Annotated in this window: 14 protein-coding genes; 5 read left to right on the forward strand and 9 right to left on the reverse strand. The window is 55.4% G+C overall.

The genetic code is table 11. The features are described 5' to 3' along the window. Positions 1–26 precede the first annotated feature (26 nt). The 6 genes from fdhF to AUQ43_RS19895 form a co-directional block, all read right to left on the reverse strand. Positions 27–2,906 carry a formate dehydrogenase subunit alpha gene (gene fdhF / locus AUQ43_RS19870; RefSeq protein WP_062958039.1) on the reverse strand — a complete coding sequence of 960 codons (2,880 nt, stop codon included), beginning with the start codon at positions 2,904–2,906 and terminating at the stop codon, positions 27–29. A 4-nt stretch (positions 2,907–2,910) separates the two neighbouring features. Beyond that, entirely contained in the window at positions 2,911–4,467 is a 1,557-nt protein-coding gene (locus AUQ43_RS19875; RefSeq protein ID WP_062958040.1) for an NADH-quinone oxidoreductase subunit NuoF, read from the reverse strand. Further along, positions 4,464–4,928 (reverse strand): formate dehydrogenase subunit gamma, encoded by a 465-nt coding sequence (locus AUQ43_RS19880; RefSeq protein WP_062958041.1) that lies wholly within the window; start codon positions 4,926–4,928, stop codon positions 4,464–4,466. The genes AUQ43_RS19875 and AUQ43_RS19880 overlap by 4 nt, the downstream gene beginning before the upstream one ends. Before the next feature lie 111 nt (positions 4,929–5,039). After that, the gene (locus AUQ43_RS19885; RefSeq protein ID WP_062958093.1) at positions 5,040–5,933 is read right to left on the reverse strand and encodes a LysR family transcriptional regulator; all 894 of its coding nucleotides are present in this window, start codon (positions 5,931–5,933) and stop codon (positions 5,040–5,042) included. Between the two features lie 189 nt (positions 5,934–6,122). Further along, positions 6,123–6,881, reverse strand: coding sequence for an SDR family oxidoreductase (locus tag AUQ43_RS19890; RefSeq protein ID WP_062958042.1), 759 nt, complete (start codon positions 6,879–6,881; stop codon positions 6,123–6,125). Positions 6,882–6,920: 39 nt separating this feature from the next. After that, on the reverse strand, positions 6,921–7,655 hold the full coding sequence (locus AUQ43_RS19895; RefSeq protein WP_062958043.1) for a sulfite exporter TauE/SafE family protein: 735 nt from the start codon (positions 7,653–7,655) through the stop codon (positions 6,921–6,923). A 195-nt stretch (positions 7,656–7,850) separates the two neighbouring features. Here AUQ43_RS19895 and AUQ43_RS19900 point away from each other — a divergent pair, with 195 nt between their 5' ends. Then, positions 7,851–9,170 carry an aminotransferase class III-fold pyridoxal phosphate-dependent enzyme gene (locus AUQ43_RS19900; RefSeq protein WP_062958044.1) on the forward strand — a complete coding sequence of 440 codons (1,320 nt, stop codon included), beginning with the start codon at positions 7,851–7,853 and terminating at the stop codon, positions 9,168–9,170. A 63-nt stretch (positions 9,171–9,233) separates the two neighbouring features. Here AUQ43_RS19900 and AUQ43_RS19905 read toward each other — a convergent pair whose 3' ends face one another. Then, positions 9,234–10,748 (reverse strand): PLP-dependent aminotransferase family protein, encoded by a 1,515-nt coding sequence (locus AUQ43_RS19905; RefSeq protein ID WP_062958045.1) that lies wholly within the window; start codon positions 10,746–10,748, stop codon positions 9,234–9,236. A 235-nt stretch (positions 10,749–10,983) separates the two neighbouring features. Here AUQ43_RS19905 and AUQ43_RS19910 point away from each other — a divergent pair, with 235 nt between their 5' ends. From AUQ43_RS19910 to AUQ43_RS19925, 4 genes are all read left to right on the forward strand, one after another. After that, positions 10,984–12,126 carry a substrate-binding domain-containing protein gene (locus AUQ43_RS19910; protein ID WP_062958046.1) on the forward strand — a complete coding sequence of 381 codons (1,143 nt, stop codon included), beginning with the start codon at positions 10,984–10,986 and terminating at the stop codon, positions 12,124–12,126. A 146-nt stretch (positions 12,127–12,272) separates the two neighbouring features. After that, entirely contained in the window at positions 12,273–13,370 is a 1,098-nt protein-coding gene (locus tag AUQ43_RS19915; protein WP_062958047.1) for an ABC transporter ATP-binding protein, read from the forward strand. Positions 13,371–13,385: 15 nt separating this feature from the next. Further along, the gene (locus AUQ43_RS19920; RefSeq protein ID WP_062958048.1) at positions 13,386–14,306 is read left to right on the forward strand and encodes an ABC transporter permease; all 921 of its coding nucleotides are present in this window, start codon (positions 13,386–13,388) and stop codon (positions 14,304–14,306) included. Beyond that, positions 14,303–15,463, forward strand: a complete 1,161-nt coding sequence (locus AUQ43_RS19925; protein WP_062958049.1) for an ABC transporter permease — start codon at positions 14,303–14,305, stop codon at positions 15,461–15,463. The genes AUQ43_RS19920 and AUQ43_RS19925 overlap by 4 nt, the downstream gene beginning before the upstream one ends. Positions 15,464–15,548: 85 nt before the next feature. On the opposite strand, the gene AUQ43_RS19930 is transcribed toward AUQ43_RS19925, so the two are convergent. Beyond that, positions 15,549–15,944: a RidA family protein gene (locus AUQ43_RS19930; protein ID WP_062958050.1), complete on the reverse strand. Its 396-nt coding sequence runs from the start codon at positions 15,942–15,944 to the stop codon at positions 15,549–15,551. After that, positions 15,937–16,368 (reverse strand): thioesterase family protein, encoded by a 432-nt coding sequence (locus AUQ43_RS19935; protein WP_062958051.1) that lies wholly within the window; start codon positions 16,366–16,368, stop codon positions 15,937–15,939. The genes AUQ43_RS19930 and AUQ43_RS19935 overlap by 8 nt, the downstream gene beginning before the upstream one ends. Position 16,369: the final 1 nt, after the last annotated feature.

A 16,369-nucleotide genomic window follows, 5' to 3' on the forward strand; every position in this document is an offset into this window, starting at 1 on the left:
CCCTAACACAGTGTCTGGCAGATATCCTATTCAGCGGCATCAACGCGCGGTTTGATCCGACGCGACTGTTCGGCCTGACGATCATATTCCACCTGCCATTCGGTCGGGCCATTGCTTGGCGAGACCTGAACCGCGGTTACCTTGTATTCCGGGCAGTTGGTCGCCCAGTCGGTATAGTCGGTGGTGATCACGTTGGCCTGCGTGCCGGGATGGTGGAATGTCGTGTAAACCACACCCGGTGCGACACGGTCGGTAATGGTGGCACGAAGGGATGTTTCGCCCGACCGCGATGCCAGACGGATCCAGTCGCCTTCACGAATGCCCCGCTGTTCGGCATCGTGCGGATGGATTTCCAGCAAGTCTTCCTTATGCCACGTGCTGTTTTCCGTACGCCGGGTCTGCGCGCCCACATTATACTGACTAAGGATACGTCCCGTGGTCAGCAAAAGCGGGAAGCGCGGACCGGTGCGTTCATCCGTCGCAACATATTCGGTTACAACAAACTTGCCCTTGCCACGGACAAAGCCATCGATATGCATGACCGGGGTCCCTTCCGGGGCCGTGTCATTGCAAGGCCACTGGACCGAGCCTTTTTCTTCAAGCAGGTCATAGCTGACATTGGCAAAGCTTGGCGTGGTTGCGGCAACTTCGGCCATGATCTGTGACGGATGGGTGTAATTCCAGTCCAGCCCCATCGCCCGCGCAAGATTCTGGGTAACCTCCCAATCGGCAAAGCCGTTCATCGGGGTCATAACCTTGCGCACGCGGTTAATGCGGCGTTCGGCGTTGGTGAATGTCCCATCCTTTTCAAGGAAGGTCGAACCGGGCAGGAACACATGCGCGTAGTTGGCGGTTTCATTGAGGAACAGGTCGTGGACGACCACACATTCCATTGCTGCCAGACCAGCTGCCACATGTTTGGTATCCGGATCTGACTGAAGGATATCTTCGCCCTGAATATAGATGCCCTTGAATGTGCCTTCGACAGCCGCATCAAGCATATTGGGGATACGAAGACCCGGTTCATCATCCAGTTTGACACCCCAGATATCCTCGAAAACATCGCGGGTGGCGCTGTCCTGAATATGGCGATAGCCCGGCAGTTCGTGCGGGAACGATCCCATATCGCACGAACCCTGCACATTGTTCTGACCACGCAGCGGGTTCACGCCCACACCCGGACGGCCGATATTACCGGTCGCCATGGCAAGGTTGGCAATCGCCATCACGGTGGTGGAACCCTGGCTGTGTTCTGTCACACCAAGACCGTAATAGATCGCACCATTGCCGCCGGTGGCAAATTCACGTGCGGCCGTGCGCATGGTCTGGGCATCAACACCGATCATCTCGGCGATTGCTTCGGGGCTGTGTTTTGGATCGGAAACAAAGGTTGCCCAATCCTGGAATTCATCCCAGTCGCAGCGTTCACGCACGAACGCTTCGTCAAACAGGCCTTCGGTGACGATCACATGGGCAAGCGATGTCAGAACCGCAACGTTCGTCCCCGGACGCAGCGGGATATGGGCGACCGCCTCGATATGCGGGGAGCGCACAAGGTCAATACGACGCGGATCGATGACGATCAGTTTCGCACCTTCGCGCAGACGCTTTTTCAGGCGCGAGGCAAAGACAGGATGGCCATCGGTCGGGTTGGCCCCGATCAGGATAACAACATCGGTATGTTCGACAGAATCAAAATCCTGCGTCCCGGCCGAAGTACCAAACGTGGTTTTCAGACCATAGCCGGTCGGCGAATGGCAAACACGCGCGCAGGTGTCGACGTTGTTATTGCCAAAACCGGCACGGATGAGTTTCTGAACAAGGAAGGTTTCCTCGTTCGTGCAGCGTGACGAGGTAATCCCGCCCAGCGCGCCCTTGCCGTATTTGGCCTGAATGCCCTTGAACTTGTCGGCTGTAAAACGAAGCGCTTCTTCCCAACTGACTTCCTGCCACGGATCGTCAACGTTCTCACGGATCATCGGGTTCAGGATGCGGTCCTTGTGACTGGCATAGCCATAGGCAAAACGCCCCTTCACACAGGAATGGCCGCGGTTGGCCTTACCATCCTTATAGGGGACCATGCGGACAAGTTCTTCGCCGCGCATTTCCGCCTTGAACGAGCAGCCAACCCCGCAATAGGCGCAAGTGGTAACAACCGAGTGTTCCGGCTGACCGATCTCGATGACCGATTTTTCCTGAAGCGTTGCCGTCGGGCAGGCCTGAACACAGGCACCGCACGATACACATTCGGAATCCAGGAAGTTTTCATGCATGCCGGGCGACACACGCGATTCAAAACCGCGACCTTCGATGGTCAGCGCAAAGGTGCCCTGCACTTCTTCGCAGGCACGCACGCAACGCGAACAGACAATGCATTTTGACGGGTCATAGGTGAAATACGGGTTGGTTTCATCCTTGGCCATATAGCGCGGGTTTTCTTCACCGTTCTGGCGGACCTGAACGTGGTTTTCACCCTCATAGCCATAACGCACATCACGCAGGCCAACCGCGCCTGCCATGTCTTGCAATTCGCAATCGCCGTTGGCCGCACAGGTCAGGCAATCGAGCGGATGGTCAGAGATGTAAAGCTCCATCACGCCTTTGCGGATCTTCTTGAGCCGCTCGGTCTGGGTATGGACAACCATGCCCTCGGATGCTGGCGTCGTACAGGATGCCGGTGTGCCGTTACGGCCTTCGACCTCGACCAGACACAGGCGGCATGATCCGAATGCATCGACCATATCGGTCGCACACAGTTTAGGGACCTGAATACCGGCCTCCATCGAGGCGCGCATGACAGAGGTGCCTTCAGGCACGGTGACATCCTTGCCATCAATGGTCAGGGTGACGGTCTTTTCGGAATTCTTCGCCGGGGTTCCGTAGTCAACTTCTTTGATCAAGGACATCGTTTCACTCCGCAGCTATATCAAGCGCGCGTGGCTTGAAGTCATCAGGGAAATGGGTCAGTGCGCTTAAGACCGGATAGGGCGTAAAGCCACCCAGCGCGCACAGCGATCCGAACTTCATGGTTTCACAAAGATCGCGCAGGAGTTCGAGCTGCAATTCAGGTTCTTCACCACGTTCAAGTTTGTCGACCACTTCGGTCCCGCGTACAGAGCCAATCCGGCATGGCGTACATTTGCCGCACGATTCAATCGCACAGAATTCCATGGCAAAGCGGGCCTGCTTCATCATGTCGACCGTGTCATCAAACACGACAATACCGGCATGGCCGATCAAGCCATCGCGCTTCATGAATTCTTCGTAGTCAAAAGGCGTATCAAACAGTTCCTTGGGGAAATAGGCACCCAACGGACCACCGACCTGAACCGCCTTGATCGGGCGGCCCGATGCCGTGCCACCACCGATCTGTTCGACAATTTCGCCCAGCGTCAGGCCAAAGCCAACTTCGTAAAGCCCGCCATGTTTGACGTTCCCGGCAATCTGGATCGGGATGGTGCCGCGCGACCGGCCCATACCGTAATCGCGATAGTATTCCGCACCCTTTTCCAGAATGACAGGCACAGAGCACAGTGAAATCACGTTGTTGACCACGGTCGGTCGGCCAAGGAAACCTTCAAGGGCAGGCAATGGCGGCTTGGCGCGAACAACCCCGCGCTTGCCTTCCATGCTATTCAGAAGGGATGTTTCCTCCCCGCAGACATAGGCGCCCGCGCCCATGCGGACTTCCATATCGAACGCCTTGCCGGATCCAAGGATATTATCGCCCAGAACACCGGCGGCACGGGCGACCTTGATCGCCTCGTTCATGACATCGATCGCGGTCGGGTATTCCGAACGGGTATAGACGTATCCCTTGGTCGCGCCGGTGGCGAGACCGGCAATGATCATGCCTTCGATCAGAACAAACGGCTCGCCTTCCATGATCATGCGATCGGCAAAGGTCCCGCTGTCGCCTTCATCGGCGTTACAGACGATGTATTTTTGATCGGCTGGCGCTTCGCGGACGGTATTCCATTTGATGCCCGTCGGAAAACCGGCACCACCGCGCCCGCGCAGGCCGCTATCGGTGACGGCCTTGACGATTTCCTCGTCCGTCATCTTGAGCGCATTTTCAACACCGGTCAGGCCTTCATTGGCGCGATAATCTTCGAGCGATACCGGATCAATGATGCCGCAGCGCTGGAAGGTCAGGCGCGATTGGCTTTTCAGGAACGGGATATCCTGTGTGCGGCCAAGATAAAGCTTATGATCACCACCGGTCAGGAAGTCAGCCTCAAACAATGTGTCGATATCATCGGTGCTAACCGGGCCATAGGCAACGCGTCCACGCGGTGTTTCAACCTCGACCATCGGCTCCAGCCAATACATGCCAAACGAGCCGTTGCGCACGATCTTGATATCAGCACCGGATTTGGATGCCTTGGCGGCAATGGCGGATGCAACGTCATCGGCACCCAATGCGACAGAACCGGAATCAAGCGGAACGTAAACCTTGATGCTCATGATCCCACCTTTTCCAAAATGCGATCCGCACTGACACGGCCAACAACCTTGCCATCAATCATTGCGGCTGGCGCACAGGCACACAGACCAAGGCAGAAAACAGGTTCCAGTGTGACCTTGCGATCAGCAGTGGTTTGCGACCAATCGACATTAAGGTGACGGCGAACCTTGTCGCCAAGCGCATCCGCCCCCATCGCCTGACAGGCTTCGGCCCGGCAGATCTTGATGACATGCTTGCCCGCCTTTTCTTCGCGGAAGTCATGATAGAAGCTTGCCACCCCATGGACTTCCGCCCGGCTGAGATTGAGCTTCTTTGCAATGGTCTGAAGCGCGCCATCGGGGATAAAGCCAAACTCTTCCTGCACCTCGTGCAGAATTGGCAATAGCGGCCCTTCCAGAGTGATCAACTGATCACAAATGGCAGCGACGCGGACGTTTTGGTCCTCGGTCGTTTCCGACATGCAAGCCTCTCTCTCAAGCATGTTGAAGAATTATTCTTTATTGCGGCTATTTTCCGCCAATCGGCGTGGCTGTTCAATAAAGCCATCCCGTTACGCGATAGGGAAAACCTATCAAACGGTCTGCAGCTCAGAGATATGCGCTGCTTCCTTTAAAAGTGCAGAAACCACCGGCGTTGCAGGCTCACGTTTTGCCGCTATCAATCCCACTGTCTGACTGGCATCGGGCTCGATGATTGGAATGGCTTTGACACGATCGCGCATCCCGAAGCTTTCCACCATTTTTTCTGGCATGATACTGGCCCAGTTGCCTGTTTGCACGTGGGTGAACAGGGCAATCATCGAGTCACTTTCAAGCGTCGCACTGACCTTGGCACCCGCCATGTGGAGTTGCTGATCAATGATGCGACGGTTTTGCATGTCGGGCGTTAAAAGACACAAGGGCAAGCTGGCCGCTTCACGCCACGTGATGGCTTCGTAGTCCCCCAACTCCTTAAGGTTGGAGGTCACCAGTTGGTAGCGTTCCCGATATAGCGGAATGGATGTCACCCGCCCGAGGGGTTCGTTATCAAGATAGGTAATCCCGGCATCAATTTGCAGATCATCAAGGAGCGCCTTAATCTCCGTCGACGTCCGCGACAGGATCGCAAAGCTGACATCGGGGTGTTTTTCACGAAACGGCGTGGTCAGTTCATGGACCATCGAAAGCGCGGTCGGGATGACGGCAATCTGCACCTGCCCGGTCAGGCCAAAGCGCATGGCGCGCATTTCGTCGCGCATGGAACGTGTGCTGCCGACAATATGACGCGCCCATTCCAGAACACGCTCACCTTCGGGTGTCAGGCCCTGATAACGCGACCCGCGTTTGACCAATACCACGCCAAGATGGTCTTCAAGCTGACGCAGCGCACTTGAAAGGGTTGGCTGGGTCACACCGCATTCTTCGGCAGCATGTCCAAAATGCTGCTCGCGGGCGAGAACCATAAACATTTCGAGCTTATCGATCATTTCATATCCGGCACGGCGTCTGGCATCACATTGATCGGATGCAAGCTTTGGGATGCGCCACAATTTGTGGGGCTCTGAACGTGTTGCAGGATAACCGATTATCCCTATGCGCTAAAAGGTTATTCCTGCACCCCATACCATACAATGTAATCGACAAGCAGCTTTGGCTTTCCGGTTCTGATCGAACGCCTAACCTTCCTTGCGGTGAATGGCGAATGGCGACCAGCTTTGGCTGACCGGCATGACTTCAAGTGAGTTGACGTTTACATGTGCTGGAAGGTTCGCCACCCAAAAGATGCTTTCAGCGATGTCTTCTGGCTGGATCGGATCGGCACCGCGATACAGGTTGTCATAGGCTTCCTTGTTGCCGCCGGTGCGAACCAGGGTAAATTCGCTTTCGCACAGACCCGGCTCGATCGAGGTGACACGAACACCCGTGCCCGCAAGGTCACAGCGAATGCCTAGCGAGAATTGCTGAACAAAGGCCTTGGTCGCACCGTAAACATTGCCGCCCGGATACGGCCAGTTCGATGCAATCGATGCCAGATTAACAATCGCCCCTTTTCGTTCGATCAGCTTATCAAGCATGATACGCGTGATCGCCACCAACCCCTTGTTGTTGGTATCGATCATTGTCATCCAGTCCGACAGCTTGCATTCCTGTGCCGGTGCGGTGCCCAATGCCAGCCCGGCATTATTGATCAGCAAATCAACATCGGCGAAGTCGGCAGGCAGACCATCAACCGCCACCTGAATGGCATCGGCATCCTGAATATCAAAGCACAGCGCATGGGCGACCGTGGCACCGCCGAGTTCATCGACAAGAGCGTCAAGGCGCTCGGCACGGCGGCCGGTGACAATGACTTTCCAACCTTCCTTGACGAACCGGCGGGCCGTTGCCGCCCCAAAGCCAGAAGTTGCGCCGGTAATGAGTGCTGTTTTGGTCATGGATATCTCCGGTGGTGGAAGCAATTTTGATTTAAGGGATCACAGACCAACCGCGATGGTCTGCGCGAAACCGATAATGGCAATGAGAACGAGACTGATGGCACAGACACGCCGCCAGGTGGTTGCCGACATCCGGCGATAGATCATCTCGCCCGGGAAATAGGCGATCATGGCAATCACCAGCAACGGCAAGACAAGTGCGATGAAATCATTGGGCAACATGCCCGCAGCAGCGCGGGTGATAAATCCCAACACATCGACCGACCCAAAATAGATCGCAAGCGTGTTGCGGACCCGCGCATCCTGCGTTCCGCCCGCCAAAAGCCATGCGGCGACCAAAGGACCGCCAACCGCAAAGCCCGACATCAGGATACCAACCGAACAGGCCAGAAGCGCCCCGATGACAAAATGGCCCATCCATTTTGGCGGATGATGCAGCATGGCCACCAAGGCTGCCACCGCGATTGCAAGGTTGGTCGCGATCCGGATGGTCTGGTCATCAAGCGCAAAGGCGACATATGGGCCAAGCACCGCCCCGAAAAGCCCGAAACTCAGCAGGATCGAACAGGCCCGCCAGTCGACCTTGTTCCGATCAAAGTCGCGCAGGATCAGCCCCGTCAGGACAATGTCGATAACCAGAATAATCGCGGTCGCAGTTGCCGGAGCAAGCACCGTCGACAGACCAAGAGCGGCCAGCAAAGCAAAACCGAAACCGGTGATGCCACGAAACAGGGCAGCGACCGCGACAATCATGCCAGACAGGATCAGTTCCATGAAATTCCTCGTTGTTACAGACCTGAATTACGCCACTGATTGCTATGGCAATAGAGCCACATCGACGCTTTTAATGGAGCCACATGGCGATCTGGACCTAAATATTGTCGAGTTGTGGCACTAACGCTGTGTCAGATGACCGGTTTAGCTAGCAGCATAACATTTACACCCGCACTCTTGCCGACAGGAGCCAGCATGAACGTGTCCGCCAAACCGAACATGACCAATCATTGGATGCCATTCACCAACAACCGTCTGTTTCACGAAGAACCGCAGATGTTTGCCAAGGCAGAAGGCGTAAAATACTGGACACCGGAAGGCCGCGAGATTCTGGATGGTTCGTCGGGTTTGTTTTGTTGTGCGGCCGGTCACGGACGCCCGGAAATTGCCGATGCCGTCTACAAGCAGCTGAGCACACTGGACTACTCACCACATTTCCAGCGCGCAGCCCCTGTTTCGTTCGAGTTTGCCGAAAAGCTGGCTGGTATCCTGCCCAATGGGCTTGATCGTGTGTTCTTTGCCGGTTCAGGCTCCGAGGCGGTGGATACGGCAATGAAAATGTGTCTGGCCTATCACCGTGCCACGGGCAACGCGCAGCGCACCCGGTTTGTATCGCGTTCATGGGGGTATCATGGCGTCAACCTTGGCGGTACGTCGCTTGCCGGGATGGTTAATAACCGTCGTGATTTTTCGGGGATCACCTGTGACGTTGTCCATATGCGCCACACCTGGACCGAAGAACAGAAGTTCACCCGTGGTCAGCCGGAAACTGATGCCGATCTGGCCGATGATCTCGAAGAAATCTGCAAGACCTATGGTGGCGATACCATTGCTGCCGTCTTTGTCGAACCGATTGCCGGGTCGATTGGCACCATTGTGCCCCCCAAAGGATACCTAGAAAAGCTTCGCGCGATTTGCGACAAGTACGGCATCTTGCTGGTATTTGACGAAGTGATTACCGGTTTTGGCCGAACAGGTTCTGCTTTCGCCTCCCAGGCATTCGCAGTCAAGCCGGACCTGATCACCATGGCCAAGGCACTGACCAATGGCGCTATTCCAATGAGTGCGGTTGCCACCAGTGCCGAAATTCAGGCCGCTGTCTTTGACGCGGCGGGCGATGCGGACCGCCCGGAATTCTTCCATGGCTATACCTATTCGGCCCACCCGGTGGCCTGTGCCGCCGGGATCGCAGCGCTTGATATCTATGCCAATGACAATCTGTTCGAACGTGCCAACAGCCTGTCGTCGCACTTCCTTGATGGTGTGTTTGGTCTGCGTAACCTGCCCCATGTCAGCGATCTTCGCGGCTATGGCATGATGTCGGGCATTCAGCTGACACCGGGTGATGCGCCGGGCGCAAAGGGAAGCTGGGCACAGCGCGCGCTGTTTGACGAAGGCCTGCATGTCAAGGCAACCGGCGATGCGATCATTTTCGCCCCGGCATTCGTCAGCACAGAACAGGACATCGACGATATGGTTGCCATCCTGCAGAAGGTTCTTGGCACACCGATGTAATGTGCTGGCGGGGGACACAAGCCGATTCCGGGGGAGTTGGGGCCACGGGGATCGCCATGCAGATTACTCTGCGGCGGTCCCTTTTCTGTTTTCAGCCATGATCGCCATAATGGCGTCACGCAATTGGGAAATACCCGGCGCGATCTGATCGCGCTCTATCACGGCAAAACCAAGCCGAAGACGGTTGCGTGGGGCACTGTCGGCATCGCAATAATGCACATCCCCCGGTTCCACAAGAACCCCGCGTTTGGCGGCCTCACGGTGCACGGCCCAAGCGTCCATGTCACCGGGCAAAGTAATCCAAACCGCGGAACCGCCGGTCGTCGGCGTTACGTGCAGCTCTGGCAATTGGCGGGCAATTTCATTTTGCATCAATTGCCATTTTTCCGACAATCGATCTCGCGTGCGTCGAAGATGTGCATCAAGATGCCCTTCGCCGATGAACAGGGCCATGGCACGCTGATCTTGGGCGGATGGATGGCGGTAATTCAGGCGGCGCAGTGCACGCAGTTCCTTGATCAGCTCGCTATCGGCAAGGATGTAGCCAATACGCAACCCCGGGAACATCAATTTGGTCAGACTGCCGATATAGATGATATGGCCTGAATTATCATAGCTTTTGAGCGCCGCACGCTGATGACCAAGGTAATTCAGCTCATGCTCGTAATCGTCCTCGACCAGGATGAAATCATCCTTGCGCGCGCGTTCAACAAGCTGAAGACGCCGGTCAAGCGACATGGTCACGCTTGTCGGGCATTGATGTGACGGTGTGGTATAGACCATGTCACAATCCGCCAGAACTGCCGAGTTGGCCAGCCCTTCGCTGTCGATTGGCAGAGAACAGATATTCGCCCCGGTTGATGCAAAGATATTGCGCGCATCGACATAGCCCGGATCTTCGACGCCAACCGTGCGTCCCCGCCCTGCCAGAAGCTGCCCGACCAGAAACAGCGCGTTCTGCGCACCGATGGTGATCAGCAACTGTTCGGGATGGGCACGCAAACCGCGATGGGGCAGAATGCGGGTGATGATCTGCTCAAGAAGTTGCGGATCATCCATATCGACCTGATCGCCAACCCAGCTTTGCGAATGTGCAAGCGACCCCGCCAACCGCATGGAATCGCGCCACCGCGCAATGGTGGTCTTGTCCGGTGCGACTTGCCCGTAAATGAAGGGAAAGGGAAAATCCCGCCAGTTGGCCGGTTTGACGATGTTGCGGGCTTCAGACGGGCGGAACTGCAAATGGCGGCGCCACAAATCAGGATCGCGTTCCTTGGAAAACAACGAGGCGGTGCGTGTATCCACGCTCAGTCGCAATTGCTGGCGGATATATTGTTCATTGACGAAGTGCCCGCGACGCCAGACCGCCGTCAAATAGCCGTCATCAAGAAGCCGTTGATAAACAAGGACAACCGTATTGCGCGACACCTTGAGCGCGGAGGCAAGATCGCGGGTTGAGGGCAACGGTTCATGCGACGGCAAACGGCCTTCCAGAATCGCATCGACAAGACCCTGATGCAGTTGTTGCTGCAGGGTTTGACCGGCCACCGCCGGGTCCTCAAGTCGGATGTCTAGCATCGGGAACAGACCTTTTAGTTCGGCACTGCAACAGGATCGCCTGTCTGGCACCATAGTTTTTGCCTTGTGGCTCTATTACTAGAGTAACCGGCAGATATACCATTTTGTCAATGCGATAAAACAGGAACAAGAACCGCGATCATAATGCGGTCGGTTCAGGGAAGTTATGTCCACCAGGGAGGCGCATGGTGCGCCGCACATAAGGGAAAAATCCCGGCTATCAGGAGACATACGGATGACCAAGTTCAATTCCGGCCCCAAATTTAACCGGCGCACACTTCTCAAGGGCTCGCTTGCCGCCGGCTCAGCATTGGCAATGCCCGCGATCATCAGCAAAAAAGCACTCGCTTCTTCGGGCGAGATCAACATTTTGATGTGGTCCGACTATCTGCCGGAAACGTTTCTCAAGTCATTTACCGATGCCACCGGCATTCAGGTGAATTATACCGGCATCGGTTCGAACGAGGAAATCATCAACAAGATGAAGGCCTCCAAAGGTCGCGGTTTTGATATTGTTTCGCCGACCAACAACCGTGCCCTCCAGTGGAAGGCACTGGAACTGCTTCAGCCGTTCGACATGTCCAAAGTCGCCATTGACGCTGTAAACCCGGCAATGGCCAAAATCGGCAGCACCGACTGGGCGTTTGAGGCTGGCTCGACCTACTGGCTGCCGCACATCTGGGGCACCGAAGGCATGGCATGGCGCACCGACCAGTTCCAGCCGGATGGCACCTTCCCGTCCTATGGTGATGTCTGGGCGGAAGAAAATGCTGGCAAAACCATGGGCCGCGCACACTCCATGATGCTGGGTGCCGGTCTCTACATGGAAACCACCGGCGAACTGGCGCCTGGCTCGGTCTGGAAGGCTTACACCTCCGAAGAGGAAATGCGCCCGGTTTGGGACAAGATCACCGAATGGTGCATTGCGCGCAAAGGCAACATCAAGCTGATCTGGAACGATGCCGACACCCAGAAGAACGGTCTTCTGAACGAAGGCGTCATCGTTGGTCAGACCTGGGATGGCCCGCCGCTTGCGCTGAAAACGGCTGGTGAACCGGTGATGTATCGCGCACCGAAAGAAGGTGCAATGGCGTGGGTCGATGGACTTGCCTTGCCGACCGGTGCCGAAAACATCGAACAGGTTTACGAGTTCATCAAATATGCCTACATGCCGGAGCTGGCCGGTGAGGCAATTGACCATCATGGTTACAACTCACCGGTTCTGGGTGCCGACAAGTTCGCTGGCGAAGCCTATGCCAAGAACTTTGCCGATGCCTATCCGGGGGATGCACTGGCCAACCTCAACCCGTGGCCGTCCGAACCGCAGTGGTATGCGGACATGCGTACCGAGTACGTGAACCGCTTCGAAAGCGCCTGATTTCAGCCTTGTGGGGGCGGCATGGCTTTGCGCTTGCCGCCCTTTTTGGGTTTATCCGACCCAATCTATTTCAAACAACAATAACGCAATGTCGTCCTGACACGGGGACGAACATGGCATTGACGTTTTCGGGGGTTGTCAGCTCTATGACCAAAGAAATTTCGCTTGAGCATGTCTGGGTCGAATTCGGCGAATTCACCGCTGTCCACAAGGCAAATCTGAACATCGCAGGTGGCGAGTTCTTTTCATTTCTCGGCCCGTCAGGCTGTGGCAAGACAACGCTTTTGCGCTGCATTTCCGGGTTTCAGGAACCGACACGCGGCAAGGTAAGAATAGGGGGCGAGGACATGAAAGGTGTCGGCCCCAACAAGCGCCCCACTGCCCTTATTTTCCAGAACCTTGCCCTTTTCCCGCTGCGTTCGGTTGCAGATAACATTGCCTTCCCGCTGGAAGTGCGTGGCGTTGACAAGAAAACCCGGCGCAAGCGCGCTGATGAGCTGCTTGAACTGATTGCCCTGCCCGGACAGGGAGACAAGAAAGTAAGTGAACTTTCCGGTGGTCAGAAGCAGCGCGTTGCCATTGCCCGCGCACTGGCGGTTGAACCTGATATTCTGCTGCTTGATGAACCGCTTTCCGCCCTTGATCTGAAGCTGCGTCAACACATGCGCACCGAACTGCGCGCCATTCAAAAACAAGTCGGTTTGACCTTTATCTACATCACCCATGATCAGGGTGAAGCACTTACTATGTCGGACCGGATTGCCGTGATGAACAAGGGCAAGATCGAACAAATTGGCGATGGCAGGTCAATATATGACCATCCGACAACAAGCTTCGTCGCTTCGTTTGTTGGTGAAAACAACGTGCTTGATGGCACTGTTCTTTCCAATGACGGCAAGGTGATGCAGATCGATGCCGGTATGGGCACCCCATTCACGGTCGAAAGCCACCCGGCCGGTGGCCCGGCACTTGCCCCGGGTGATGCCTGCCATCTGTTCATTCGCCCGGAAGCCCTTCGGGTGTCACGCGATGACAGTTCCGTCAACCAGTTCGAAACCAACTTCGTCACCGAAGAATTCGAAGGCAATATGCGCCATATCATGATGAACACGAATGGCAAGGATTTGAAACTTTCGCTGATCAATGATGGCACCAACGCGATTGATGCCAATTCCCCGGTCAAACTTGATTTCGCACCGGAGCTGGGCATTGCGCTCAAACCGGGCGAACTGGCCAGCGCGTAACGGGGGCCCTGTATCATGCGTGATTTGTTTTACGATCTTGTCCGCCGCAACGGGATGGCAGTGTGCATCTATTTAATGCTTGCCGTCAGCATATGGGTGTTCCTTTTGATCATCCTGCCGCAGCTGACCATGCTGGATTATTCTTTCCGTTTTAATTTGCCACCCGCCAAAATCGGCGGCCCGGAAGATGTCTATACTCTTGAGCAATATCGGTATTTCTTTCAGGGCAGCGGGGCGTCGGACGGGATAAACACCCTGGATATCGGGATCCTGTTCAAAACGCTGCTTTCGGCAGTGTTTGTGACGATATTCGATCTGATCATTTGCTATCCGGTTGCCTTTGTACTGGCAAAGTCATCGACCGGTGCCAAGGCGCGGTTGCTGGTTCTTGCCCTGATCGTTCCATACTGGATCAATGAAATCCTGCGCGCCTTTGCGTTTCGCATTTTGTTTGGCGCGACGGGCGTGATCAATGAAACCGGTATGGGGATCGGACTTTGGGATACGCCGATTGACTTCATCCGCGAAGATGTCGCGCTCTATGCCGGGTTGGCATATGCCTATATCCTGTTGATGATTTTCCCGCTTTATAACGCGATTGAAAGCCTTGATCGCAACCAGATCGAAGCTGCGCGCGACATGGGCGCCAACTGGTGGCAGGTCCATGCCAAGGTTGTTATCCCCTATGCCAAGCCGGGTATTGCATCGGGCATGACCATGGTGTTCATGCTGACATCCGGCGCCCTTGCTGCACCACAGATTTTGGGTGGCCCGTCAAACCTTTGGTTCACGCAGCTGGTCTATCAATGGTTTAACTCTGGCGGCAACTGGCCGCGCGGATCGGCCTATGCGATGGTCCTTCTGATTGTCTGTATCGCGCTTGTCTTGCTTGTGATGCGCCTGTTCAAGGTTTCAATCGGGGAGATCAGACAATGAAAATGAAATCCCCGACAACCATGATTCCGGGTTTGTATCTGACCCTGTTCTTTGCCTATTTGTTCGGGCCGCTGATCATCATGGTGATCACCGCGTTTAATTCATCCACCTTCCCGCGTGTTTCCCCGTGGGAGTGCTTTACCACCGACTGGTTTGGCAAGCTTGCAAGTGATGACAAGCTTCTGGCAGGCCTTGGCAATTCGCTTCTGATCGGGGTCGGGGTTGTTTGCGTTGCCATTCCGATTGGTCTGGCCGCGGCCATTACCCTGTCACAGGTTGGCCCCAAATTACGGGCAGCCCTTTATACGATCTTTATTGCCCCCATTTTGGTGCCAGGCGTTGTCATCGGTCTTTCGACCCTGATTTTCTGGGACCGCATCGGCACGCTGTTCAATGCGCCCTATGAAAGCTTTTTCTATGACGGAACGTTCCTGACGATCTTTGGTCAGGTTACCTTTATCGCGGCTTATTCGATGCTGGTGTTCCTGTCGCGTATCCAGCGGTTTGACACCACGCTTACCGAAGCAGCCCTTGATATGGGTGCAACCCCGACACAGGCATTCGTCAAAGTGCTTTTGCCGTTCATGGCACCTGCGATTGGCTCGGCCACCGTCCTTGCATTTCTGGCATCGCTTGAAAACTACAACACTACAGTGTTCACGATTGTTTCAAGCAGCACCTTTACGACAGTTCTGTCGTCCAAGGTGCGTTACGGTCTTGATCCGTCGATTTCGGCTGTGGCGGTGATCATTATTGCCATCACGCTGATCGGGGCAATCATTTATGAATGCCGCAACCGATACAACACCAAGGGCTGGGCACATGTCATCGCAGACCGCCCAGTCCTGAAGATCGCGACCCATCCGGGAACGGTTGCAGCAATCTTGGGCGTTTTGACCCTTGCCGCGGTTGTGTTCATCCAGAACCATGATTCGAGTGCCTGCACCGCGCAAGTCCTTGAAGAAAAGCGTGCGCTTCAACAGCAATTGATGGAACAGCAATCGCTGAACACACCGGAAAAGACCGTCCCGGCACCGACCATGCCCAACCTCGGCCCGCTGGGCGGTGACGAAGGGGGTACTTCGGCACCCAGCCCGTTTGGCAATAATATCTTCTCGCCGGAAAATCTTGGAACCAGTGCACCGGCGGAAAATTAACGCTTAACCACTGGAAGACTGACGAACGCAAAAGGGCAGCACATCGCGTGCTGCCCTTTTGCAATGCGGATGACCTGAAACGTTATCAGGACGGGATGGCGGCTGTCGCCTCGATCTCGACCAGGGCCTCGTCTTCGACGAGTTCCTTGACCACAACCATGGTCATGGCCGGGAAATGCTTGCCAAGGACGCGCTGATAAGCCTGACCTACTTCGCGCTGATGGGCGAGATATTCCTTCTTGTCGGTGACATACCAAGTCAGGCGTGCAAGATGTTCGGGCTTTCCGCCCGCAGCTTCAAGAACGGCGACAATGTTTTTAAGCGCCTGTTCCATCTGGCCAACGAAATCCTTGGCCTCAAAGACCTGATCCGCGTTCCAGCCAATCTGGCCACCAATATAAAGTCGTGCACCGTCGGCCAATACGCCGTTGGCATATCCCTTGGGTTGCTTCCATCCTTCAGGCTGAATGATTTTATGCATTGTTTTCTACCACTTGATTGATTTCTTTTTCGATTTTGGCACGCAAATCATCTGGCCATGCCACTGACTTTCCGGCCCCGTGCTTTGTAAAGACCAGGGTAACCGTTGTTTTCACGCGTTGCTCGCCGCCTGACTGTGCGGTGATTTCCAGCTCTAAACTGGACCGTCCGATCCGGGTCGGGATCAATGTAAATTCAAGAACATCGCCAAGCTTGCTCGGTGCGGTGAAAGCAACACTCAGCGCTGCGGTCGGAACCGCGACCTTCATCGGACCATGCATGGTCGGGAAACCGCACCCGATGACCTGATCAAACCATTCCTCGACCGTGGCATTCACCATCTCGAAATAGCGCGGATAAAAGACAATCCCCGCCGGATCGCAATGCTGAAACAGAACCTTCTGCTGATAGGTGAATGCCGCCATC

This window comes from Thalassospira sp. MCCC 1A01148 (genome assembly GCF_001613795.1).
Classification (GTDB): domain Bacteria; phylum Pseudomonadota; class Alphaproteobacteria; order Rhodospirillales; family Thalassospiraceae; genus Thalassospira.

What these genes read in the sequence shown, in the direction of transcription:
- AUQ43_RS19880 (WP_062958041.1), bottom strand. Translation starts at nt 4,928, where the DNA reads ATGTCGGAAACGACCGAGGACCAAAACGTCCGCGTCGCTGCCATTTGT.
- AUQ43_RS19930 (WP_062958050.1), bottom strand. Translation starts at nt 15,944, where the DNA reads ATGCATAAAATCATTCAGCCTGAAGGATGGAAGCAACCCAAGGGATAT.
- AUQ43_RS19875 (WP_062958040.1), bottom strand. Translation starts at nt 4,467, where the DNA reads ATGAGCATCAAGGTTTACGTTCCGCTTGATTCCGGTTCTGTCGCATTG.
- fdhF (WP_062958039.1), bottom strand. Translation starts at nt 2,906, where the DNA reads ATGTCCTTGATCAAAGAAGTTGACTACGGAACCCCGGCGAAGAATTCC.
- AUQ43_RS19895 (WP_062958043.1), bottom strand. Translation starts at nt 7,655, where the DNA reads ATGGAACTGATCCTGTCTGGCATGATTGTCGCGGTCGCTGCCCTGTTT.
- AUQ43_RS19885 (WP_062958093.1), bottom strand. Translation starts at nt 5,933, where the DNA reads ATGATCGATAAGCTCGAAATGTTTATGGTTCTCGCCCGCGAGCAGCAT.
- AUQ43_RS19920 (WP_062958048.1), top strand. Translation starts at nt 13,386, where the DNA reads ATGCGTGATTTGTTTTACGATCTTGTCCGCCGCAACGGGATGGCAGTG.
- AUQ43_RS19900 (WP_062958044.1), top strand. Translation starts at nt 7,851, where the DNA reads ATGAACGTGTCCGCCAAACCGAACATGACCAATCATTGGATGCCATTC.
- AUQ43_RS19905 (WP_062958045.1), bottom strand. Translation starts at nt 10,748, where the DNA reads ATGCTAGACATCCGACTTGAGGACCCGGCGGTGGCCGGTCAAACCCTG.
- AUQ43_RS19935 (WP_062958051.1), bottom strand. Translation starts at nt 16,368, where the DNA reads ATGGCGGCATTCACCTATCAGCAGAAGGTTCTGTTTCAGCATTGCGAT.
- AUQ43_RS19915 (WP_062958047.1), top strand. Translation starts at nt 12,273, where the DNA reads ATGACCAAAGAAATTTCGCTTGAGCATGTCTGGGTCGAATTCGGCGAA.
- AUQ43_RS19925 (WP_062958049.1), top strand. Translation starts at nt 14,303, where the DNA reads ATGAAAATGAAATCCCCGACAACCATGATTCCGGGTTTGTATCTGACC.
- AUQ43_RS19890 (WP_062958042.1), bottom strand. Translation starts at nt 6,881, where the DNA reads ATGACCAAAACAGCACTCATTACCGGCGCAACTTCTGGCTTTGGGGCG.
- AUQ43_RS19910 (WP_062958046.1), top strand. Translation starts at nt 10,984, where the DNA reads ATGACCAAGTTCAATTCCGGCCCCAAATTTAACCGGCGCACACTTCTC.